At 39.9% G+C, this 22,060-nt stretch carries 19 protein-coding genes and 1 other RNA gene; 10 read left to right on the top strand and 10 right to left on the bottom strand.

Annotated elements, in window-relative coordinates; all coding sequences use genetic code 11:
• Positions 1-358: 358 nt before the first annotated feature.
• The 3 genes from ssrS to I593_RS07745 form a co-directional block, all read right to left on the bottom strand.
• Positions 359-543: non-coding RNA, 6S RNA (gene ssrS, locus I593_RS20000), on the bottom strand.
• Positions 544-643: 100 nt separating this feature from the next.
• A complete protein-coding gene (locus tag I593_RS07750) occupies positions 644-928 on the bottom strand; it encodes a cell division protein ZapA (protein ID WP_016167013.1) in 285 nt (94 codons plus the stop codon).
• Positions 925-1,482, bottom strand: a complete 558-nt coding sequence (locus tag I593_RS07745) for a hypothetical protein (RefSeq protein WP_016167012.1) — start codon at positions 1,480-1,482, stop codon at positions 925-927. Before I593_RS07745 ends, I593_RS07750 begins: the two co-directional genes overlap by 4 nt.
• 64 nt (positions 1,483-1,546) lie before the next feature.
• On the opposite strand from I593_RS07745, the gene I593_RS07740 reads away from it, so the two are divergent.
• Both I593_RS07740 and pepP read left to right on the top strand, forming a co-directional pair.
• On the top strand, positions 1,547-2,176 hold the full coding sequence (locus I593_RS07740; RefSeq protein WP_016167011.1) for a UPF0149 family protein: 630 nt from the start codon (positions 1,547-1,549) through the stop codon (positions 2,174-2,176).
• 76 nt (positions 2,177-2,252) lie between these two features.
• Positions 2,253-3,572, top strand: a complete 1,320-nt coding sequence (gene pepP, locus I593_RS07735) for a Xaa-Pro aminopeptidase (protein WP_016167010.1) — start codon at positions 2,253-2,255, stop codon at positions 3,570-3,572.
• Between the two features lie 92 nt (positions 3,573-3,664).
• On the opposite strand, the gene I593_RS07730 is transcribed toward pepP, so the two are convergent.
• From I593_RS07730 to I593_RS07720, 3 genes are all read right to left on the bottom strand, one after another.
• Positions 3,665-4,156, bottom strand: a complete 492-nt coding sequence (locus I593_RS07730) for a flavin reductase (protein WP_016167009.1) — start codon at positions 4,154-4,156, stop codon at positions 3,665-3,667.
• 163 nt (positions 4,157-4,319) lie between these two features.
• Positions 4,320-5,366: a methionine synthase gene (locus I593_RS07725; RefSeq protein ID WP_016167008.1), complete on the bottom strand. Its 1,047-nt coding sequence runs from the start codon at positions 5,364-5,366 to the stop codon at positions 4,320-4,322.
• A gap of 37 nt (positions 5,367-5,403) precedes the next feature.
• Positions 5,404-6,396: a DUF1852 domain-containing protein gene (locus I593_RS07720; RefSeq protein ID WP_016167007.1), complete on the bottom strand. Its 993-nt coding sequence runs from the start codon at positions 6,394-6,396 to the stop codon at positions 5,404-5,406.
• 326 nt (positions 6,397-6,722) lie between these two features.
• On the opposite strand from I593_RS07720, the gene I593_RS07715 reads away from it, so the two are divergent.
• The 4 genes from I593_RS07715 to I593_RS07690 all read left to right on the top strand — a co-directional run bounded on the left by I593_RS07715 (position 6,723) and on the right by I593_RS07690 (position 11,417).
• Entirely contained in the window at positions 6,723-7,229 is a 507-nt protein-coding gene (locus I593_RS07715; RefSeq protein ID WP_016167006.1) for a P-loop nucleotide/nucleoside kinase family protein, read from the top strand.
• A 1,327-nt stretch (positions 7,230-8,556) separates the two neighbouring features.
• Positions 8,557-9,765: a 2-octaprenyl-6-methoxyphenyl hydroxylase gene (ubiH, locus tag I593_RS07700; RefSeq protein WP_016167004.1), complete on the top strand. Its 1,209-nt coding sequence runs from the start codon at positions 8,557-8,559 to the stop codon at positions 9,763-9,765.
• Complete coding sequence (locus tag I593_RS07695) at positions 9,762-11,000, top strand: FAD-dependent monooxygenase (protein ID WP_016167003.1); 1,239 nt, start codon at positions 9,762-9,764, stop codon at positions 10,998-11,000. The genes ubiH and I593_RS07695 overlap by 4 nt, the downstream gene beginning before the upstream one ends.
• A gap of 168 nt (positions 11,001-11,168) precedes the next feature.
• Positions 11,169-11,417: a hypothetical protein gene (locus tag I593_RS07690; RefSeq protein WP_016167002.1), complete on the top strand. Its 249-nt coding sequence runs from the start codon at positions 11,169-11,171 to the stop codon at positions 11,415-11,417.
• A 66-nt stretch (positions 11,418-11,483) separates the two neighbouring features.
• On the opposite strand, the gene rsmI is transcribed toward I593_RS07690, so the two are convergent.
• The gene (gene rsmI, locus I593_RS07685; protein ID WP_016167001.1) at positions 11,484-12,320 is read right to left on the bottom strand and encodes a 16S rRNA (cytidine(1402)-2'-O)-methyltransferase; all 837 of its coding nucleotides are present in this window, start codon (positions 12,318-12,320) and stop codon (positions 11,484-11,486) included.
• Positions 12,321-12,668: 348 nt separating this feature from the next.
• Between rsmI and I593_RS07680 the strand changes: the two genes are divergently transcribed.
• The 3 genes from I593_RS07680 to I593_RS07670 are packed head-to-tail and all read left to right on the top strand — an operon-like array spanning position 12,669 to position 14,727.
• The gene (locus I593_RS07680; RefSeq protein WP_016167000.1) at positions 12,669-13,097 is read left to right on the top strand and encodes a YraN family protein; all 429 of its coding nucleotides are present in this window, start codon (positions 12,669-12,671) and stop codon (positions 13,095-13,097) included.
• Positions 13,098-13,157: 60 nt separating this feature from the next.
• Complete coding sequence (locus tag I593_RS07675) at positions 13,158-13,853, top strand: BON domain-containing protein (protein ID WP_016166999.1); 696 nt, start codon at positions 13,158-13,160, stop codon at positions 13,851-13,853.
• Complete coding sequence (locus tag I593_RS07670; protein WP_016166998.1) at positions 13,843-14,727, top strand: alpha/beta hydrolase; 885 nt, start codon at positions 13,843-13,845, stop codon at positions 14,725-14,727. Before I593_RS07675 ends, I593_RS07670 begins: the two co-directional genes overlap by 11 nt.
• Here the strand turns inward: I593_RS07670 and nudC are convergent.
• The 3 genes from nudC to dnaQ form a co-directional block, all read right to left on the bottom strand.
• Positions 14,716-15,489, bottom strand: a complete 774-nt coding sequence (gene nudC / locus I593_RS07665) for an NAD(+) diphosphatase (RefSeq protein WP_016166997.1) — start codon at positions 15,487-15,489, stop codon at positions 14,716-14,718. The genes I593_RS07670 and nudC overlap by 12 nt on opposite strands.
• Positions 15,489-17,138: a hypothetical protein gene (locus I593_RS07660; protein WP_016166996.1), complete on the bottom strand. Its 1,650-nt coding sequence runs from the start codon at positions 17,136-17,138 to the stop codon at positions 15,489-15,491. Before I593_RS07660 ends, nudC begins: the two co-directional genes overlap by 1 nt.
• A 125-nt stretch (positions 17,139-17,263) precedes the next feature.
• Entirely contained in the window at positions 17,264-18,643 is a 1,380-nt protein-coding gene (dnaQ, locus tag I593_RS07655) for a DNA polymerase III subunit epsilon (RefSeq protein ID WP_016166995.1), read from the bottom strand.
• Positions 18,644-18,862: 219 nt separating this feature from the next.
• Between dnaQ and I593_RS07650 the strand changes: the two genes are divergently transcribed.
• Positions 18,863-22,060 carry a LysM peptidoglycan-binding domain-containing protein gene (locus I593_RS07650; protein ID WP_016166994.1) on the top strand — a complete coding sequence of 1,066 codons (3,198 nt, stop codon included), beginning with the start codon at positions 18,863-18,865 and terminating at the stop codon, positions 22,058-22,060.

The raw sequence follows: 22,060 nt of genomic DNA, 5'->3' as shown, positions 1-22,060 counted from the left end.
ATTGATTGGCTATTATGCGCTTAATCGATGAAAGCTAAGAAATTGCTCATTAAATTATTTGCTTGCTAACTCGGTGCCTAGTATTTTCAAAGTTAGTGAAAGAAGTGAGCGTTCGGTAGCTACGCTAAACACATTTATAGAAGTAGGCTGATTCTATATCTTAATTTTGGCTTCAAATTAAATGATTGGGGAAAATTTTAATTTTTAATGTGACTCAGCTATGCATGGTCAAAAGCAAATTCAAATAGGCATAAGCAACAGAGGATACTATTTTTGAACGCTATATATAGTCGATACATCGACTAAAAGTGATTTTAACGGAGAGGGGGGATAAGCTATTATTCTTATATATAAAAGAAAGTACTCCGATGATGCCGCTGCATGTGTCGTTACCCTGAACCCGATGAGTTCAAGGTGGACGCGACGTATACTTGCTGGGTTTCCCACTCGAAGGTGGGCATACACTCTAAATATACAGAACGCAATCCATAAGTTTAAGTATCGGCAGGGGAATAGACCCGCTGGCGAACATCTCAGAGTTAAGCCTAGTATAACGGATAAACCAATACTGGCAAATCATCATAGGCAAAGAACTGTAAAGTTAAGTGCTGTTTGTCGAGAGATTATGCAAATAAACGTGAAACTAGGTAAGTGTTTTAACATCTTCAAGGATAGTGCTGAGTAAACGTTCACAATGAGCATATTCCTGTAGGGACTTATTCATTGCGAGCACTTCTTGCATGAGCTCAAGTGCAACCATAATGATCAGTTTGCTGGGTTCAACACGAGGAGCTTGACGTCGAAATTCATCATATTTGTCATTCAGCAATTGTGCAGCACGTTCCAACTCAGGTTTTTTCTCTTCCGTGGTGGCTAAACGAAAGCTATGTCCCAATACACGCAGTTCAACAGGAATTTGTTCACTCATGATTGCATTTCCTCATTTACTTCGGTGGGATGAGCCAATTGTTGAATTTCTTGCGCATTTTGGTCTTGTTCAGTACCTAAAATCGATAAGCGTTGAATGATGGTTTCAACTTTGGTGCGCGCCAACTCATTTTTTTGTAACAATCTATCACGTTCCTGCTGCAAACCTTGAATTTCTTGTTGTGCGTGACGTTGCTCATTCTGCATTTTTTCTTTAATGACACGTAATTCATTACGTTCACTTAGAATGTCCTGAAAACGATTCTTTAAATCGGTACAGCTTTTCTCTAAACGGCTATAACGATCGGCCAATGCCGTTGCATCAGTATTCAGTTGTTTAAATTGAGTCTGGACCTCAGTCAGTTGTTCCGTAAGGTTATCAATTTCTTCTTGTTTTTTGGTAATAATGCCGTTTTTATGCACAACTTGGGCATGGTGTTGCTCAGCGGCAGTTGCGCTGGCTTCGGTTAGTGCATTATTTTCGGTTTCATAATGCGCGAGTCGGGTTTTTAAAACGCCAATATGCGCCTGTAGACGCTGTAATTCTTCTAACATAACGTAGTCGCACAGTGTTGCAAACAAAGGTAATATATAAGAAGTATAGAGATTGGATAAACGAATGCAAGACGATATTTCAGGTTGGTCAGAATGGCACCAACATTTTTCACAAATTGATGAGATTTCAAGCCCAAGTGAGTTACATGGGTTACTGACAGGTATCGTTTGTGTGACTCAATCGCCGACACGTGAAGAGTGGCAACAAATTTTATCGACCCTTAATGTGCCAGAATTAAGTGATATGGCTTTAACTGTGCTTACAGATGAAGCGGAAGATGTGTCACATGCATTATCGGAAGATGAACTAGACTACTTACCTTTGTTGCCAGATGATGAACATGTGTTAGCCGATCGCGTGCAAGCACTGGCTGATTGGTGTGCAGGTGTAGTATTGGGCTTTGGTTTAGCCTCAGGTCATATTCGTGCTGATGAAATGGAATTAATTGAGCATTTACAGGATGTCGCTGCAGTTGAGTTTGAAGAATCTGACAATGACGAAGAAGGTGAGGACAGTTATCAAGAGTTGTATGAATTTGTACGCTTGATTCCTGTGAGCTTGGCTTTAGGGCGCACCAAAGTAGCGGTAGATGAAAGTTCATTATTACAAAACTTTCATGCGAAAATGCAGAAGCATAAAACTAGCGCTGAAAACAATGTTGTAGAAATGTTTACACCACATCGACCAAGTTAATTTTGGTCGATTTTTTGCTTTAAGATCACAAACACAGCAACCCTATTCTTTATTCAACAAGACCGAAGAACATTCAATGAAAAAACTGACTCAAGTAGATTTTAAGGAACGTCGTGACCGCCTCGCAGAGGAATTGGGACCACACAGCATTGCGATTATTGCCACCAGCCCAGTGGCCATCCGTAATCGGGATGCAGACTATAAATTTCGAGCGGACAGCAGTTTTTTCTATTTGACGGGTTTTGCAGAACCAGAAGCGGTTGCTGTGATTGAAACGTATGAATCTTTAGATGAAGGTTATACCTATAGTTTGTTCTGCCGTGAACGTAATCGTGAGATGGAAATCTGGAATGGTTACCGTGCAGGAATTGATGGCGCGATTGATGATTATGAAGCCGATGAAGCTTATGCGATTGATCTACTTGATGAAGAAATCATTGAAAAATTAGTCAATAAACAAAAACTATTTTATCGGATTGGACACAGTTCTGAGTTTGATGTTCGTGTCAGCAAATGGATTCAGCAAGCAGATGCGCAACAACGTCGTGGTAATGAATCTCCAGCACAAGTGATTCAACTGGATCGTATTTTAGATGAAATCCGTTTATTTAAAACACCACAAGAAATTGAATTGATGCAAATCGCATCGAACATTAGTGCAAAAGCCCAGACCCGTGCTATGCAAACTGTGCATGTGGGTATGATGGAATATGCATTGGAAGCGGAGCTGAATTATGTATTTGGGCAACAAGGTTGCGTACCTGCCTATAACAGTATTGTAGGCGGGGGTGCCAATGCCTGTATTTTGCACTATGTTGAAAATAATCAAGAATTAAAAGATGGTGATTTGGTTCTGATTGATGCAGCTTGCGAATACGAGTTATATGCATCAGACATTACCCGTACTTTCCCTGTAAACGGCAAGTTTAGTGCTGAACAAAAAGCATTATATGAAATTGTATTAAACGCGCAGCTTGCAGCGATTGATGCAGTCAAAATTGGCAACTCATATAAAGAACCACATAATGTTGCAGTGCGTATTTTGGTAGAAGGTTTATTGTCACTCGGCATCATGCAGGGAGATATCGAGAAAATTATTGAAACTGAGGCTTACCGTCAGTTTTATATGCATGGAACAGGTCACTGGTTGGGGATGGATGTGCATGATGTAGGCGCATACAAACAAGCTGGCGAATGGCGTCCTTATGAAGAAGGCATGGTCGTAACGATTGAACCAGGTCTTTATATTGCACCAGATGATGAAACCGTGGATGCGAAATGGCGCGGCATTGGTATTCGTATTGAAGATGATGTTGTTGTAACTGCTAATGGTCCACTGGTTTTAACCAAAGATGTGGTGAAATCGATTGAAGAGATTGAAGCATTAATGGCTTAAGCATCAATAATATGAAAGCCAATCTTATGATTGGCTTTTTTTATTTTTGGCATTGGTTTTCTTCAAAATATACTCTATCGAGAAACTATTATTTAAGCGATTTCTGTCTGCCCAACTTGATGATAAGCACGATTAAAATAAACTAGACTCTGATCTTGCTGGCTTTGTTGAATTGCAACAATACGGCAGATAAAAATGGTATGTGTACCGACTTCCTGAATTTGGTCAATTTCACAATCAAAATTGACCAAAGCATCTTCCAATACTGGTGCGCCTGTTTCCAACTCTTTCCAAACACCATGCTTAAAACGTTCTTCTGAACTGAGTTTAGATGAAAATACGTTAGAAATATGCTCATGCTGTGCACCTAAAACATTTACCGTTAAAATCTTATTTTCGATAAAATGCTCATGTGATCGAGAAGCTTTATTCATACAGACCAATAAAGTTGGGGGAGTATCGGTAACGCTACATACGGCAGATGCAGTGAAACCATGACGATCAGACATACCTGCCGTGGTCACAACACTTACTGCGCTGGTTAACGAAGACATAGCATTTCTAAAGTCTGTTGCTTCAATCATCACTTTATTCCTAAATTGAACCGTACATTTGGTTTAAATTGGGCTATATCACGCAATTCGGTCATATAACAACTGGATTAGAAGGTATTCTGGGGGAGCGCTGACGCATGCTTTTTACTGAGATAAGAGCTACCCATTTTATCTAATGCGTAGCTCTTTCACATCATGCGATAGATGCGTATGAAGTCGAAAGTTCTTTACGAATGATTTCAGCACCTGCACTTAAAGCATTGAGTTTACCGCGTGCCACTTCACGTGCCAAAGGCGCCATACCACAGTTCGTTGATGGGTAAAGTTTATCTGCATCAACAAATTGAAGTGCTTTACGTAAAGTATTGGCAACTTCTTCTGGTGTTTCAATGGTATTGGTTGCAACATCAATCGCACCCACCATGACTTTTTTACCACGAATCAGTTCAATCAGATCCATTGGTACACGTGAGTTTTGACATTCAAGTGAAACGATATCAATTTTAGATTTCTGAAGTTTAGGGAATGCTTCTTCGTATTGGCGCCATTCTGAACCTAAAGTCTTTTTCCAGTCGGTATTGGCTTTAATGCCGTAACCATAGCAAATATGGACTGCAGTTTCACACTTTAAACCTTCAAGAGCACGCTCTAAAGTTGCCACACCCCAATCATTTACTTCATCAAAGAACACATTAAATGCAGGTTCATCGAACTGGATGATATCAACACCAGCAGCTTCGAGTTCTAAGGCTTCTTGGTTCAAGATTTTGGCAAATTCCCAAGCCAGTTTTTCACGGCTTTTGTAGTGACCATCATACAGCGTATCAATCATGGTCATTGGGCCAGGCAGTGCCCATTTAATTGGTTGGGTGGTTTGGCTGCGTAAAAATTTAGCATCTTCCACAAACACTGGCTTTTGACGAGAAACTGCACCCACCACTGATGGCACACTGGCATCATAACGGTTACGGATACGAACTGTTTCGCGCTTCTCAAAATCCACGCCATCTAGATGTTCAATGAACGTGGTCACAAAATGTTGGCGGGTTTGTTCGCCATCACTGACAATATCAATGCCAGCATGTTGCTGTTCTTGCAATGACAGACGTAAAGCATCTTGTTTGGCTTCAATCAGTTGCTCACCTTCAAGTTTCCAAGGTGACCAAAGTTTTTCAGGTTCTGCAAGCCAAGAAGGTTTTGGTAAGCTGCCAGCCGTTGATGTTGGTAATAAAATTGCCATTTTAAATCTTCTATCTCTATGTTCTATTTCAGGTAAATTAAGCAGCGTTACGCTCTACGTTGTAATTTGCAGCCCATTGCTCAAGAATATCTCGGTAAGGCTTAATAAAGTTTTCTTCAGTCCATTTGCCTTGTTTGACTGCGAGCTGACCACGTTCAACTCGGTCATAGACAATGCGCGTCAATGAATAATCGGGGTACTCTAAACTTGCCTGATAAACTTGAGCTGCTGATGAATTTGCATTGTAAATTTCAGGACGATAAATTTTTTGGAACGTTTCCATGGTGCTAATCGCGCTGATCAGTTCAAAATCGGTGTAATCACGCAGTAAATCACCCGCAAAATAGAATGCTAAAGGTGCCACGCTTCCTTTCGGCATAAAGAAGCGAACCTGTAAGCCCATTTTGTGGAAATACTCATCGGTACGTGAGTACTGATCTTGTTTATACTCAACACCCAAAATCGGATGTTCATTGGTCGTACGGTAATATTTACGTGCGGTTGAAACACTCAAACAAATCACAGGTTGTTGATTAAACTCAGCTTTAAAGGTATCAGAATTCACTAAATATTGATAAAGCTTGCCATGTAAATCACCAAAACCTTCAGGTGCATAAGAGGTTGAGTTCTCTTTATTATGTTCTTTAAGTACCACACTAAAATCGTAGTCACGTACATAAGAAGAGAAGCTATTGCCAATCATGCCTTCAATACGCTGATTGGTATGATGATCGATAATAGTGCTTTTCAGCATTTCAATGATTGGGAAGGTTTGACCATTGCCTTCAATATCTAAATCCGCAGAAATAATATCAATTTCAAGCGAATAACGATCACCATTTGAGTTATCTGTTTGCGCTAAAGCATTAAAACGATTGTTAATCATTCGAAGCGTATTACGTAGATTTTGCTCACGGCTTTCACCACGCGCTAGGTTAGCAAAGTTAGTCGTTAGGCGTGTGCTATCTGCTGGTTGATAGTTTTCATCAAAACGAATGCGTTTGATTGAACATGCAAACTCTTTACTCATGGTGATGGTCATCCTAATTTTTGAGATTAAATCTAAATTTCTTGAATGGTGTAATTTATACCGCAATCACAACATGAATAAAAATGATTTAGTCTCAACCTAAAGTGAGTAAAATTCATGTTTGAGGTTTAAGACACATTAAAAATAGGTGTGTTTTCGTATTAGCTTTGCGCAAGAATATAAAAATTAGGCATAAACGATGACTGGTTTCAAAGTTAGTATTTTGTGAATTTTTAATGGTATTTATGCTTTAAGTTGTTGATATTTAATTGAATATATGAATTTACTTCGTATAATCACCATTATGTTAATTTTAGGAGAAATTAATGCTCATAGTATTTAGTGGGTTACCAGGCACAGGAAAAACAACTTTATGTCAGGCTTTAATAAAAAAGAAAGGGTTTACTTATATCCGAATTGACGAAATAGAATTTGCGATTCAACAATGTAATAACTCTTCTGAAAAAATTGGAGCTATTGGTTATGCAATTGCATTTTCTATAGCATTATCTAATCTAAAACTTGGAAATACAGTTGTAGCTGACAACGTTAATCCTGTCATAGAAAGCAGGCTTAAATGGAAAGAAATAGCTCAGAAAGCTAATGTTAAGATTATTGAAATTGAAGTTGTTTGTAGTGACAAGGCCGAGCATAAGAGACGTATTGAAACGAGGTCATCTGATATAGAAAATTTTAAACTACCAGATTGGCGGTCTGTTCAAGTACATGATTATCAATTGAGAACAGATAAAAGATTAATAATAGATACAGCTAAACTTACTCCAGAAAATGCTCTAACAGAAATAGAAACATATATTGGCTCCACCATTTAACATAATGGTCGTTATCCAAATTTGTTTTTATAAAATTATTTTAAATCAATGCATTAGAAATTTTCTAATAACTTAAAAAACAGAAAAAGCCAAACTAGAAATAATTTGGCTGCTTTTTAAGCATGTTTGGTATCTTCTGTTAATAAATTGATTGAAAATTATTCAAAATTGCAGAATCATGTATAAAGCTGTTCCTGAAAAAATGATCAAAACAACGATGAAAAAATACAGTGAATATTGACCAAAAGGATGTTTTTTATATGCATAACTAATAGCAATTAAGATAGCTAAAATAAATAATGTTGCTGGCCAAAAAATTAGGGAAACAAATAAGATGCTTTCCGCAAAATTTAACTTAATCATGAATTTTTCTATTTACAGTATTTTCATTGTTATAGCTGATCTCAATTCGAATAAAAAGCCCAACAGGATTCGGGTTAAATTATTTAAATTTATATGTGTTGTAGCCTAAAGAAATTATCTAGCTATAGTACCATTTTTACACCTGATACTTAATGTCTCCCCCAGTTCCTATATTGAACCGTATTTATTTGAAAAGTAAAAACTCAATATATAAATGATTAAACTGAGTAAAAAAAATATTGGTGTGGAATAAAATAGTTCAGTATTCCAAATATTAATGCTAATAATTGCACTCATAAATATATAAAATATTGAAAGTAAAAATTTTTTTATAAATAAACCTTTTTGTTTAGGCATTTTTGAAGTTAAAATAAAAGGTAGAATTGATATAAAAGCCATAACCAAGATTTGCGGAAAAAAGACTATTCCCATCATACTATTATCATGTGAAATGACAGGATGATTCCTTGTAAAAAGGATAGAGAGAAAAAGTAGAATAACCTGAATAAAAATGATCAATAAATCTATTTTAAAATATCGCAATATTACTATTTCCTAAAATGTTCTGTCACATTAAGAATGTTTAAGCTTTTCTAAAATTAACATAGTACACGTCATACGAAATTTTTATAATTAGCTTTTATAATTCAAAATCTTATACTTTGTCTTGCAGACCTAATCCTCGCCGATTGGTCTTTTTCATGATTATTCATGTTCCACGATTACAACTCGGTCAAAGTTCCATAAGTTTGATAAGTTGGTCTAAACAGTGTCCTAAATATATTTTTAAAGAGCAGACACAACATTCATTCTCAAAATCATGGTAGGCCCCTTTACCTTGATCGTACGTAAAAAAGTCCATTTCATTATAAAAATAAAACGCTTTGATGTAATATAAAATCCATTAAAACTTATAGGTATTTTGAGGTTTTCTCCTTCGAATACGCCATAAAAGGATACAAGCATGCAGCAAGAAGTCGTCATTGTCGGTGGTGGAATGGTCGGGCTGAGTCTGGCACTCATGTTGGCGAAAGCAAATATTGCAGTCAAACTGCTCGAAGCCATCAAATACCCAAATTATGATGATATCAATCTTGCACCTTATCATTCTAGTTTCGATGCACGAAACAGCGCTTTGTCACGCCGTAGCGTGCAAATTTACCAAGAACTGGGTTTATGGAATGCCTTGCAACAACATGCAACACCAATTTTACAAGTACATATTACTGAAGAAGGCAGCTTTGGTAAGGCGCGTTTAATTGCAGAGCAAGAAAAAGTCGAAAGCTTTGGACAAGTCATTGAAAATGCGTGGTTAGGGCGTGTGTTACTAACTCAAGTTCGCCAACAGCCATTGATTGAATTGATTGATGGTGTGCAGGTCACCTCACTTACCCAAGATGCAGAGCATGCTTATATTGAAGCGCGACGTGGTGAAGAACAGTTGCAACTACAAGCCAAGTTGGTGATTGCGGCAGATGGTCGAGATTCGTTCTGTCGTCAAGCTTTGGGTATTGGTGTATCTGAGCATGATTATGATCAAGTGGCGATTGTCACCACCGTACAAACTTCGAAACCGCATCAACATATTGGCTTTGAGCGTTTTAGTCCTCTTGGGCCATTGGCATTGTTGCCTTTACCGGGTGAATACCGTCGTTCAGTGGTTTGGCCAGTGAAAAAGGGTACAGAACAAGAATGGTTAGGTGAAGAAAATGACCAACATTTCTTGGGTGCTTTGCAGCAAACCTATGGTGACCGTGCAGGAAAATTCCAGAAAACAGGCAAGCGTTTTAGTTATCCATTGTCACAAGTTTTAGCAGAAAAGCAGGCAGTAGGGCGTGTAGTGCTGATGGGAAATGCGGCACATACCATTCACCCTGTTGCAGGACAGGGTTTTAACCTGTGTATGCGTGATGCTTATGTATTGCTGCGCTATTTAGAAGCACAACAGAGTGCGGGTGCTGACCTCGGTGAACCAAGTATTTTACTTGAATATGAACAAGCCCGTTTAAAAGATCAGCAACGTGTAATTAAGTTCTGTGACAGTGTAGTACGAGGTTTTAGCAATCAAAATCCGATGCTGAAATTATTACGTAATACAGGACTGATTGCTTTCGATTTAATTCCGGGTATTAAACCATTGGTGGCTACCTACGCAATGGGACTAAAAGCATGAGCCAAGTTTTTGATGTCGTGATTGTTGGTGGTGGTTTAGTCGGTGGATTGACCGCCTTGTTGTTGGCTCAAGGTGGCGTGCAAGCTACGGTTTTAGATGCTGCACCAATTTTGGATGAGGGCAAAGTTTTAGCGGTTGTTAATCCACGTGTCTTGGCACTGAGCCAAGCGACGATTCATTTACTCAAAACAGTAAAGGTCTGGGAGTTATTGGCGCGTCAAATGCCCTATAGTGGTATGCAGGTCTGGAATAAAAATGGCTATGGTGACATTCATTTTGGTGATGCCGCAGAAAAAACGCCTTCCATAGAGCAAGCATTGGGTTCAATGGTCGAGCCGAGTATTTTGAATTTAGCCATTCAAAAACGTATGCTAAGCGAAGTCAAAGACTATCGAACACAAGTTAAAGTTACGCGTGTAGAGCGTGGCGTTGGTGTTTGGCATATTCATCTAGCGGATGGCACACAACTCACCACCAAACTGGTGATCGGTGCTGACGGTGCCAACTCATTTGTACGTGAGCAGGCATTTATTGATCTGGATGTCTTGGATTATCATCAAGCAGGCGTGACCTGTGCCATTCGTACTGCGCAGCCACATCAACATATGGCACGACAAATTTTCTTGGAAACGGGTCCGTTAGCATTTTTACCGATGGCAAGCCTAAAATCAGAGCAGGATGGTTATTGGCAGTCGATTGTTTGGACGTTGCCCGATGATTATGCCGAGGAATATACTGCACTAGATGATCAAGCTTTTTTACAACTGCTGACACGAGAAAGTCAGCACATGTTGGGTGAAGTTTTAGAAGCAACACCACGGGCGATGTTCCCGCTGAAAGCCCGAGCTGCACAGCAATATGTGACTTCGGGGTTAGCTTTAATCGGCGATGCAGCACATGTGATCCATCCGTTAGCAGGTCAAGGGGTGAATATTGGCTGTTTAGATGCGGCTGTACTGTGTGATGCATTATTGCACGATTTATCGCGTGGAGTCTGGGCACATGAGCAAACTTTGCAACGTTATGAGCATCGCCGTAAAGGCCAGAACGATGCCATGATGCATAGTATGTCGGCCATTGGTTGGTTAGAAACTACGGAATTCTTTCCGATTATTTGGGCGCGTAACTTTGGTTTAAAACAAGTTGAGCAACAACCTGTATTGAAAGATGCTTTTATGATGCAAGCCAACGGTTTGCAGGCTCTAAAAAATACCCGTTATGCAAATTCGTTTTAAACAGATAATTTTTAGACATCTAGTTAAATCTGATTACGAATTTGATTAAAAAAAATACGATTTTTTTGTATTAAGTACTATGCGAAAGCGATTTAGATTGATAAATTTCATCGTAATTCGAAAGCAATTCGAAATGAAGTAAATAGAAGTCATTGTGGGGAGAGAAAGATGACGGATATGAATGATTATGACGACGTAGAAGACTCAGCAGTGGATGAGGATGAAGCGAAGGCTGCTGAAAAAGGTGCATCTGACGAAGCTGAAGGTGCTTCTGATGGTGATCTTGCTGAGGCAGAAACATTAACCGTGACTGCAAAGCAAAAGCAACGTCAGGCTTTGGAAGATGAAGTGGCTGCATTTTTGGCACGTGGTGGACGTATCACCGAAGTTCCACCAGACGAATCTGCACACGACTAATCTAGCAGAACTAAAAACCACTCTTGAGAGTGGTTTTTTATTAGGTAAAATATCAAAGCTTTGGTTTTATTTTGCAGTTAGCTCTAAAGCACGTTGATACGCCACTTTTTTCTTAATCCCAGTCAAATCCGCAGCCAGTTGCGATGCAGCTTTGACTGATAAATCCTGTAAAAGACGGGTGAGAAGCTGGTCTAATTTCTCTTGTTCCATGTCTTTTTCTTGTGTTGCACCACCGACCACCAGCACAATTTCACCTTTTTGCTGATTATGGTCCGACTCAATAAACTTGACCAATTCACCCAAAGTCATTTTGCGAATGGTTTCAAAAGTTTTGGTAATTTCACGAGCAAAGCCGACGGGACGGTCTGCACCAAACACATCAGCCATATTTTTCACGCATTCCAAAATTCGATGAGGGGCCTCGTAAAAAATTAGGGTTTGTGTTTCGTCTTTCAACTTTTCGAGTTGTAATAAACGTTGTGAAGCTTTTGAGGATAAAAAGCCTTCGAAACTAAAACGGTCACTCGGTAAACCTACCGTACTTAAGGCAGCAATCGCGGCGCAAGCGCCAGGCACTGGAATTACACGAATGCCGTGTTCCTGAGCAGCACGAACCAGTTTGAATCCAGGATCACTAATTAAAGGGGTGCCTGCATCACTAATTAACGCCATATTTTCGCCTTTTAATAGGCGTTGCACTAACACATCAATTTTGTTGCTTTCATTATGGTCGTGGCAGGCGGTCAGTGGTGTTGAAATATTAAAATGCTTGAGTAATTGTGCCGATGTGCGCGTATCTTCGGCTGCAATAATGCTCACTGATTTTAGGGTCTCAATGGCGCGAAAAGTCATATCATCTAAGTGCCCGATAGGGGTTGCTACAACAAATAACTGAGCACTCATGTGAAGTCTCCATACCAAAATAGAATTTAAAAAGAATGACGCGATGTAAGTGATATGGGAGTTTGAATCCGCAAACGCGTTAGAATACTTACATTCTACCTGAATCCATTGCTCAGACGCGAATTAGATTCTGTGAAGATCTTATATTCAATGCTGTGATGTAAATGAATAGTATTTGAAACTTGGCATATTTTGATAAAAGGCAGATGGTAATGTTCTAATTGCTTGAATTGATGATATACATTTGAGATTGCATCTGAGCTTCAACTAAAATAAAAAAGAGCAAAAATTTTGATATTCATTGCATTACAACAAGAAATAAGTGGGTTTTACTAAGTGGAAGAAAAATTGAATCTTAAAACAACATCACAAGCTTTGGGGGATTGGGCAGAACAGCAAGCTTTAATTCTTTTGCAGCAACAAGGCTTTCAACTCGTGCAAAGAAACTATCATAGCCGATATGGCGAGCTAGATTTGGTTGTGCAACAAGGTGAAGAATTACTTTTAGTTGAAGTGAAGGCACGAGCGTTGACCCGTTATGCACATGCCAATGAAGTGGTATCACTTTCAAAACAGCGCAAACTCATCAAAACAGCGTTATGTTTTCTGAATGAATATCCTGAATTTCAGCAGTTCTATTGTCGATTTGATGTAATTTGTTTTGATTTTTATCAACAATTTGCAAAAACAGTACAGTATGACTTTTCAAGTTTCACTTATGATCAGCAATGGATAGAAAATGCTTTTACTTTTGATTCAGAGTTCATTAATCTTTGAAGTAACAGGAAGCATCAATGCTATAGAAAAATGAATGAAATAAGTGAGGAGTCTTGCTGAGTGTTGAATCGTATTGCAATGACAGTGCTTTGTGTCGCAGGTCTAAGTTTATCAGGCTGTGCGAGTTTTATTTCAGGTGGTACAGGGACTGCACCAGTTGGAACTGAAAGTGGGGTACGCTCATTGGGTCAGGTATTTATTGATTCCTCAATTGAACGTACAGCGAATATTAATTTATACAAATTAGACTCTCGTTTTAAACAGTCGCGTGTCAATATTGAAAGTTTTTATGGCAATGTGCTTTTGACAGGACAAGTCCCAGATCAGCATTTAAAACAATTGGCTGAAGACAATGTCCGTGCGATGAGTGATGTAAAAAATGTGCATAATTTTATTACCGTGGGTGATAAAATTGGATATAACACCATCATGCAGGACGCGTCCGCCACAGCAAATACCCGTGGCTTGATTATGAAAGCCCCTGTGGTTGCCGACAGTAAAGTTCGTGTACATACAGAAGATGGTGTGTTGTACGTGATGGGGCGTTTGAATAATGCTGAAATCAATGATTTGAACAACGTGTTACAGCAAGTGGGTAATGTAACCAAAATTGTGACATTGGTTGATAATGTCGATCAAGGACAGAAATCGATAAATTCTAGTTTTGTAAGCCCAGTCGCAAGCAATGCGCAGCCTGAAGTTCAAACGCCTGTAGCTATTGACCCAGATCAGGTAGAACCGACGAATGTTCAATAAATCCGAATATTGGATTAAACAGTTAAATGACACCATGGGTAATGCGAAAGACTTTATTCGAGACTTTCGCATCTACGATGTTGGTAGTTATGCATTAAATCAACTCACACCGCGTGAGGGATATACACTGCATGAAAATATTGCGTATGGTTTAAAGGCACGGCATCGTCTCGATTTATTCAAAACGCATAAACCACAGTTAAATCAACCTTTAATTATTTTTGTGCATGGTGGTGCTTGGACACATGGCGATAAAAGTTCATATCGCTTTGTGGGTGAAGCTTTTGCCCGTGAAGGTTATGACGTTGCAGTAATCAACTATCATCTTGCGCCACAGTACATTTTCCCGAGCTATGTAGACGATTTAACCCTTGCACTCAACTTTTTGAGTCTGCATCAGCAAAAATTGGCTATTCGTACCGACGATGTTGTACTTATGGGACATTCTGCAGGTGCATTTAATGTGATGTCTGCGGTTTACCATCCGCAGCAGTATGAATTGCAATGTCGCGCACAAATTCGTGCCATCATCGGGGTGGCAGGCCCATATCATTTTGATTATAAGGGAGATCCGTTATGTGCCGAGGCGTTCGATCAAAGCGTCCCTTTTCAGCAAGTTATGCCTTATTACTTTGTGGCATCGAATAGCATTAAGCATTATTTGCTCATGGCTGAAAATGACCAGATTGTGGGACACAACAATACGGAAGATTTTGACCGAGTACTGAAAGAAAAAGGCAATCACAGCAAAATGATTGTAATTCCACGCACAGGACATATTACGGTGATGGGATCAGTATCAAGTTTATTCAGTCGTTATTTTGAAACTAAAGAACAAATTTTGATTTCTATCGAGGAAGCCTTAAAGCCATAGATGTGTGTCATCGGCAACAGGGTGACCTTGAGTCACATGCATAATCATGGCGTGTGCGATACTTCCTTTGAAGGGAATCTGAGGGAGTTGGTCAAATTTGAAAAATTGTGCATCGCTGATTTCTTCTTCTTGTAATTGAATATCACCCGCAGCATATTCAGCACGGAAGGCAATCATTAAATTACTTGGGAAGGGCCAAGGCTGGCTCGCTAAATATTGAATATTTTTGAGTTTTAAGCCAACTTCTTCTTCTGTTTCGCGTCGTACCGCATCCTCTAAGGTTTCACCGACTTCAACAAAACCCGCAATCAAACCATACATATTGTTTGTATTCTTGGCATTTTTAGCTAAAAGAATTTCATCTTTTCCTCGTGTGATTACAGTAATAACACAAGGTTGTACCCGTGGATATTGATGATAATGGCACGCAGGGCAGACCATCGCATATTCATTCGCATGAACCTGAGTTTCATGTCCACAATGGCTACAGAATTTATGGTTGCGACGCCATTCTAATAGCTGCATGGCACGACTGGCTTGTTCAAACTCTTTAGTGGTCCATTGGGTCAACAGTTGACGAATCGGCACCAATTGCAGTCCAGTTGGAATGTTTTCATTGGCTTGCAAATCACGGGCAATAACAGTATTGCCCGTATGTAAGTGTAGATCACTTGCCAAGCGTTCAACTTTTGGCAGTTGCAGATGTTCATCAACCAGAAGTTGTTGTTGATGAAAAATATAGGCAAGTGATAATTCAGACATTAGGCAACTACTTCGGCATTAAGTTTCTGACTGCTGCTTAATGCTACATCAAACATCGAATGTAATACAGGCTGTTTATTCTTTAAATTATCAATCATCATTTCTGCACTCGCGAGAGTATCTAAAATGTAGTTGATTTCTTGTTCAGAAATACTGCTTGATGCTTCAATTTTTTGTTGCACAAATTGCGCAGCATTTTTTAATGCTTGCTGACCTTCACTGGCATTAAGGAAGAGTAAAGCACCGCTAATTTCACTAAGCTGTGTAGACAGGTTGCCTAATGCACCCAAGAATTGATCTTGAAGATACTGAATTAATGCAGCAGCAGCGTGATCAACCAATATTTTAGTTTCATTGAGTAAAGCATCATGAGCTTCATCTAGGCGATCTAGAGAAACATTCAAGTTGTTCACACGATGTTGTAAGCGATTTGAAGTATGGTGACGTTCTAATACCCCAATTGAATTCGTGGCAGATAAAATGCCTTTCATTAATTGCTGCGCAAAGTTTTCGTCTTTTAATACATCGCTTTGATTCAATGCTTCGGCCTGACGCGATAAGTCCTGATATGCTTCATTTAAATTCAAGACTTTGAAGATATTGGCCAATTCTTTAATTTTCGTCTGTAATTCTTGTGTTTTCTCAGACGACATTGTTTGGTAGTTATATTCAATCTCATTGCGGATTTGCGCTAGTTCAGCAGTCACAAGTTCGCTAATGTTGTGCATGGTATTGAAATCTGGACCATAAAGATGACGACTAAACACTTGGAGTTGCGTATCGGTTAAGGCATCTTCTCCAATATTCAACTGCTCACGGATGCTTTGAGATGTCTCATCTTCTTGGCTAATACATAAACTGAGAATATTCGATAAATCTTTCAGGTTGGCATTGAAGTTTTCTGGTGCTTGGAGTAATGCTGCCATATTACGTTCAATATCAATCAAACTGCGTAAACGTGCATCTGTGAACAGCAGATTATCAATTTGATTAAATGCTACATGAACCAGTCCCCAATATTGTTGACTTGCTAACTGGTTGGCTAAACCTGCTAAATAAGTGCCCACAATTCGAATTGCTTGCAAATCAAGTTCGGTTTCTTGTTGCTGGAGCAATTTGTTCAATGCAAGTTTATATAAGCGGTGTACATATGCTGACTTTTCGAGTGTCGGAACTTGAGCCAACTGGAATGTAGGTTCTATATGGTTCAACAGTGATTCAAGATGTTGACCTTCATGAGTGAGCGGTTTACCTAAAGCCAATTCTAAGCGGTTTAAAGTATCGAGTAGAAATTGAGGAATTTTAACTTCACGCAAGCAGATAAACTCAATGTAGCGTTTTAGCATAGTGGTGCCTTCACTGAGTGCGACCACATCTTGCGTGTTGATATTTTCAGGATGTGCCATGATTTTACGCATGAGTTCTGCAGCGTATTGAGCAATTTGTCCCAAGTTTGGCATATCAATTAAGACCAAAACCTGTGCACATTGTTCAAATTGATTCAGCGCATCATCAATACCAAATGGTAGAGTATGATCCTCTGCTAAGGTGCTGACCGCAGATTCAACTAACTTGATCGAGTTATCAACCTCATTTTTTATTATCAGTAAGGCTGTAGGATCAAAATGAATAGAGGTTTGGTAAGACATTTATCTGCACCTTTCCTAATGTATTATCTGTTTATGTGTGGCTGAGTTAGAGCGTTATTTCTTGTATTCAACTATAACTGATGTCCCCAAAGTTTAAATACAAAAAATAACAGAATCTCTAGAAATTATTTTGAAAAAAAGCAAGATTTTCCCTGTTTTTCCTCAATTTGTTTGACCCAAGTCTCATGTGCGGCCAATTCTTCGGCAGAGGGTAGAATAACGGCTAAGCCTGTTTGGTCAATTTGGCGTCGCCCACTTGTACCTTGCTGTTGTTCACTTTGTGATAGCGCATCGATATCAAATGACACTTGTCCGCCCGTCATTGCCAAATAGACGTCTGCTAAAATTTCAGCATCGAGCAATGCGCCATGGAAAGTACGATCACGTTGTGCGATTTCGTAGCGCCGCACCAAAGCATCCAAAGAGTTCTTTTGCCCAGGATGTTTGCTTTTTGCCATCGCTAAAGTATCTGTGACTTCACAGACTTCGGAAAGTGCCCCATGACCTGTACGCTTAAACTCCATATTTAAGAAGTTCATATCGAAGGTCGCGTTATGCGCAATAATCTCGGCGCCTTTTAAGTAGTCAAATAAGACATCTGCAATTTCTGCATATTTGGGCTTATCTTTTAAAAAATCATCGGTAATGCCGTGGACATTGACGGAGTCCCCGACTTCCTTCTCAGGATTGATATAAATATGAATGGAACTGCCCGTGAGTTTGCGATTGATCATCTCAATTGCGCCAACTTCAATAATGCGATCGCTGTCCTGAAAGTAAAAACCTGTGGTTTCTGTATCTAGAATTAATTGACGTGGACCAAAGGCTTCGACAGTTGCAGGGGTAATTACAATATGTGGATGAGAACTGGTCGTTGTCGCTGTTGTAGAAGTCTGAGCCACTAGAGGAGCTTCCACATGAATTATGGTCTCCGTGATTTCTTCAATGATTTCAGGTTCAGCCAATTCGGTTTCTTCAACTGCGAAATCTAGTCCGAAAGGGTCGTCAAATAACCAGTCGGACTCAGCTTTTTTTTTATCTTCCGTTGGACTTGCGGTCACTACGACTTGTGTTTTAGCTGCTTGGTCAGCGCCTAAATTTGCCAGTTGATCCGCCATTTCATTGCCAGGGTGACCTGCATGACCTTTAATCCAGTTCCATTCGATGTCTCGACCTTGGCAAACGCTATCGAGTTTTTGCCATAAATCTGGATTTTTGACATCTTTCCAGTTTTTCTTTTTCCAACCATGAATCCATTCAGTTATGCCTTGTTTAACATAGTTGGAGTCAGTCCAGATAATTAACTTGGCTGATTTTGGACAAGCGAGTACGCCTTCAATTGCCGCGGTCAATTCCATGCGGTTGTTGGTGGTCTGTGTTTCTCCACCAAAAATTTTGCGTTCTTCAGTTGCTGTAACGATATAGGCTCCCCAACCTCCGAGTGCGCCATCCTTACCATTTCCACGACAAGCGCCATCGACATAGAGCGTAATTGTTTCAGACATAAAGGGTCATCCAGCCAGCAAAGAAAGTTAACAGAAGCGAATTCAATCTTATATTGTATAACGCATTTGTGCTTTGGAAGTGTATTACATGGTTAATTTTTAATTTCTTGTAACATTTATCATTGAATCGCGCTAAATTATTGCCTTGAGTCTCTGTCATGCTCCACTACAATGGCAGTGCTAAAAAATAAATTTTATACGAGTTGTTTGGATTTTTTTATGTATAAACCAACCACGTTCTTGTGGCAGCCCTCGGTTCCGACATTATTTAAGATTACTATATTGGGCTCTGCCCTCGCTGCATTAGGATTAACCACAGGTTGTGCATCGAGCCAAAGTGCGACCAAGGCTGCCGCATCAAAACAGGTTGGCTCAAATTATTTAGATGCAAATAGTTTAGATTCTTTGGAAGATCTTTTATCTGCAACCGATATGCGTGCTGTAGAAGGGGATCGTTTACTTATTTTAAAACATGGTGATGTGTGGAAGCGCATGACTGTCGGTTTTAAAATGGATCTTAATCACTGGGATTCACGTATTGAAGCGCAGCGCAGTTGGTTTGTCTCTCGACAGCCTTATATTGAGCGTTTAAGTGCGCGTGCCTCACGTTATCTTTACCATACTGTAAAAGAAGCCGAGCGTCGTGGTTTACCGACTGAACTCGCACTATTACCAATTATTGAAAGTTCTTATGACCCTGCGGCAACCAGTAGTGCAGCAGCAGCAGGACTTTGGCAGTTTATTCCAAGTACGGGACGTATTTACGGACTTAAACAGTCAGGTATGTATGATGGTCGTCGTGATGTGGTTGAATCTACCCGTGCAGCTTATGAATTCTTAGGTAGTCTGTATAACCAATTTGGTTCTTGGGAATTGGCTTTGGCAGCATATAATGCGGGTCCAGGCCGTATTCAACAAGCAATTAACCGTAACCGTGAGGCTGGTTTACCTACTGATTATTGGTCTTTACGTTTACCACAAGAAACCATGAACTATGTGCCACGTTTCTTGGCAGTCGCGCAAATTGTTAAGAATCCGAATGCTTATGGTGTGACATTACCTCCGATTGCTAACCGACCACACTTTAGAGAAATTAGTGTAGGGCCAGCGAACTTAAATGATATTGCTGCGGTTACAGGTTTAAGTCGCGCTGAATTGTATGCGCTCAATCCAGGTCATCGTGGTGATCAGATTGATACGACCAGCCCAATGCGTATTTTGATCCCTGCGGATATTAGTCCGTCGATTGATGCCAAGTTATCTAAATTGCAATCGAGCTCAGGCGGTCTATGGGCGAGTGCTGCTCCGATGACTAATACTTCGACTGCGACAGTGATTACGCCAAGTAAAGTGACTCCACCTGCTTTGGTTGCAAGTAATAACCCAAAAACCACAGATACTAAGACCACTACTTCAGTGACAACGAACACAGGACGTCCTTTATCGACTACACCACGTGGTGCAGATGCATTGGCTGCTTTCGCTTCGAGTACAATTGTACCGAGCGCGCCACGTATTCCTGTTGCAGTCACACCAGCCAAAGATGTGAAGCCTGTAAGTGTTGAACCGCCAATTTCTGCCGCAGAGCGTGAGCAAATTATGGCGGCAGTTCAAGCTGAGGATGTGCGCAAAACTGTCGATCAGGTCTTGCAACCTGTAGCAACCAAAGCTGAACAAGAACAAGTGGTTGCAGAGATCAAACAGATTGCACCGCAAGGAACAGAAATTGTCGATCCTTATGATGGCAAGATTAAACTGACCGCAATTCAGACTAGTCAATCTGTCGCAGAGCAACAAGGTAAAGAGTTAACCAAAGGCTTCTCTTATCCAAAGTCGGTGACAGACAATACCAAACTTGATTCTGATGAAGCGCAGCTAAATAAAGACAAGAACTACGTCAAAACGGCTTCGGAAATTGTGGTCGTGCCACCTAAAGGTAAACGTACCACTTATACAGTTCTGCCAGGTGATACCTTAGCAACGATTGCATTGAAAAACGGCGTGAACTGGCGTGACGTTGCCAAATGGAATCAGATTGATCCAAATGCGATGTTATATGTGGGCACCAGTATTTATTTATATGATGCTAAACCTGTTGCACAAGATCGCACTCCTAATAGTGCGAATAGCAAACCAGACAGTTATGTGGTGCAGGCCAATGATAATTTGACCAGCGTCGCAAACCAGTTTGGCTTATCGGTGAAGCAGTTGGCTGATTATAATGATTTGACCGTGACCAGTGGTCTGTTTGTGGGGCAGAAATTGTCTTTAAAGGACAGTGGTTTAACTACAGAGAAGAAATCGACTGAAAAAACGACCGCAAAGAGCAGCATTAAAACTAAATCTTACGTGGTGAAACGCGGTGAGTATTTAAAGCTGATTGCTGACCGTTATGCTTTATCTAATCAAGAGTTGGCTGAATTGACGCCTGGCTTAAATGCAGGTAGCAATTTAATGGTTGGACAAAAAATCAATGTTCCGATCAATACCGTAAATCAGGATGCATCGGCAAAAAGTGTCGTGGCAAAAGTAGATAGTCCAAATGTGGATACCCACATTAAAACTGAAACCTATAAAGTTCAGCGTGGCGATACTTTATATAGCATTGCATCACAGTCGAAAATTTCGCTCAGTGATTTGGCTGAATTGAATAAGATTTCAACCAACAGTGGTGTTTATGTTGGACAAACTATTAAAGTCCCAGCAGGTTCTACTGTGCCAGAAAGTTATGTGGTGCAGTCAGGAGATAGTTTGTCCGCTATTGCCAGTAAATACAATTTAAACCAAGCCAATTTAGCGACCTTAAATGGCTTGAGTCGTAATGCCAATGTTCGTGTTGGACAGCGATTAAAACTCACAGGGGAAGTTCCTGAGATTGAACAGCCAGCTGAGAGTTCGGTTACTACAAAAGACCTCCATGTGGTGAAATCAGGTGAGACCTTAAGCAGCATAGCCAAGAAATATCACTTGCAGTTAAGTTATTTGGCGGCGCTAAATGACTTGTCAACCAATGCTTCGGTTCGTGTTGGACAACGTTTAAAAATTGAAGGTGATTTGCCGAGCAAGACCACGACCAAAGCTGATGCAACTGTGAAAAAGAGCAGTGTAAGCAGTAAAGATACTGAAAAATATACAGTAAAATCGGGTGAATCATTAAATTCAATTGCGAGTCGTACGGGTATTTCAGTTGCTGAATTGGCAAGTCTAAATGATATGAGTTCGCGTACTGGTTTACAGGTCGGTCAAACCATTCTAATTCCTAAAACGGTGAAAGAATATAAAGTGAAATCAGGCGATAATCTGATTCGCTTGGCTGCACGTTATGGTGTTGAGGCGAGTGCTTTGGCTGAAATGAATGATTTAAAGCCATCGGCGCAATTAAAAATTGGTGACGTGATTAAAGTTCCGAATCTTTAA

This window comes from Acinetobacter tandoii DSM 14970 = CIP 107469 (genome assembly GCF_000400735.1).
Lineage (GTDB): Bacteria > Pseudomonadota > Gammaproteobacteria > Pseudomonadales > Moraxellaceae > Acinetobacter > Acinetobacter tandoii.
The sequence above is the reverse complement of the archived record's forward strand: the minus strand, read 5'-3'. Positions and strand labels throughout refer to the sequence as shown.

What these genes read in the sequence shown, in the direction of transcription:
- I593_RS07750 (WP_016167013.1), bottom strand. Translation starts at nt 928, where the DNA reads ATGAGTGAACAAATTCCTGTTGAACTGCGTGTATTGGGACATAGCTTT.
- dnaQ (WP_016166995.1), bottom strand. Translation starts at nt 18,643, where the DNA reads ATGTCTGAAACAATTACGCTCTATGTCGATGGCGCTTGTCGTGGAAAT.
- I593_RS07695 (WP_016167003.1), top strand. Translation starts at nt 9,762, where the DNA reads ATGAGCCAAGTTTTTGATGTCGTGATTGTTGGTGGTGGTTTAGTCGGT.
- I593_RS07720 (WP_016167007.1), bottom strand. Translation starts at nt 6,396, where the DNA reads ATGAGTAAAGAGTTTGCATGTTCAATCAAACGCATTCGTTTTGATGAA.
- nudC (WP_016166997.1), bottom strand. Translation starts at nt 15,489, where the DNA reads ATGTCTGAATTATCACTTGCCTATATTTTTCATCAACAACAACTTCTG.
- I593_RS07715 (WP_016167006.1), top strand. Translation starts at nt 6,723, where the DNA reads ATGCTCATAGTATTTAGTGGGTTACCAGGCACAGGAAAAACAACTTTA.
- I593_RS07660 (WP_016166996.1), bottom strand. Translation starts at nt 17,138, where the DNA reads ATGTCTTACCAAACCTCTATTCATTTTGATCCTACAGCCTTACTGATA.
- I593_RS07670 (WP_016166998.1), top strand. Translation starts at nt 13,843, where the DNA reads ATGTTCAATAAATCCGAATATTGGATTAAACAGTTAAATGACACCATG.
- I593_RS07745 (WP_016167012.1), bottom strand. Translation starts at nt 1,482, where the DNA reads ATGTTAGAAGAATTACAGCGTCTACAGGCGCATATTGGCGTTTTAAAA.
- I593_RS07690 (WP_016167002.1), top strand. Translation starts at nt 11,169, where the DNA reads ATGACGGATATGAATGATTATGACGACGTAGAAGACTCAGCAGTGGAT.
- I593_RS07730 (WP_016167009.1), bottom strand. Translation starts at nt 4,156, where the DNA reads ATGATTGAAGCAACAGACTTTAGAAATGCTATGTCTTCGTTAACCAGC.
- I593_RS07650 (WP_016166994.1), top strand. Translation starts at nt 18,863, where the DNA reads ATGTATAAACCAACCACGTTCTTGTGGCAGCCCTCGGTTCCGACATTA.
- pepP (WP_016167010.1), top strand. Translation starts at nt 2,253, where the DNA reads ATGAAAAAACTGACTCAAGTAGATTTTAAGGAACGTCGTGACCGCCTC.
- I593_RS07740 (WP_016167011.1), top strand. Translation starts at nt 1,547, where the DNA reads ATGCAAGACGATATTTCAGGTTGGTCAGAATGGCACCAACATTTTTCA.
- rsmI (WP_016167001.1), bottom strand. Translation starts at nt 12,320, where the DNA reads ATGAGTGCTCAGTTATTTGTTGTAGCAACCCCTATCGGGCACTTAGAT.
- ubiH (WP_016167004.1), top strand. Translation starts at nt 8,557, where the DNA reads ATGCAGCAAGAAGTCGTCATTGTCGGTGGTGGAATGGTCGGGCTGAGT.
- I593_RS07725 (WP_016167008.1), bottom strand. Translation starts at nt 5,366, where the DNA reads ATGGCAATTTTATTACCAACATCAACGGCTGGCAGCTTACCAAAACCT.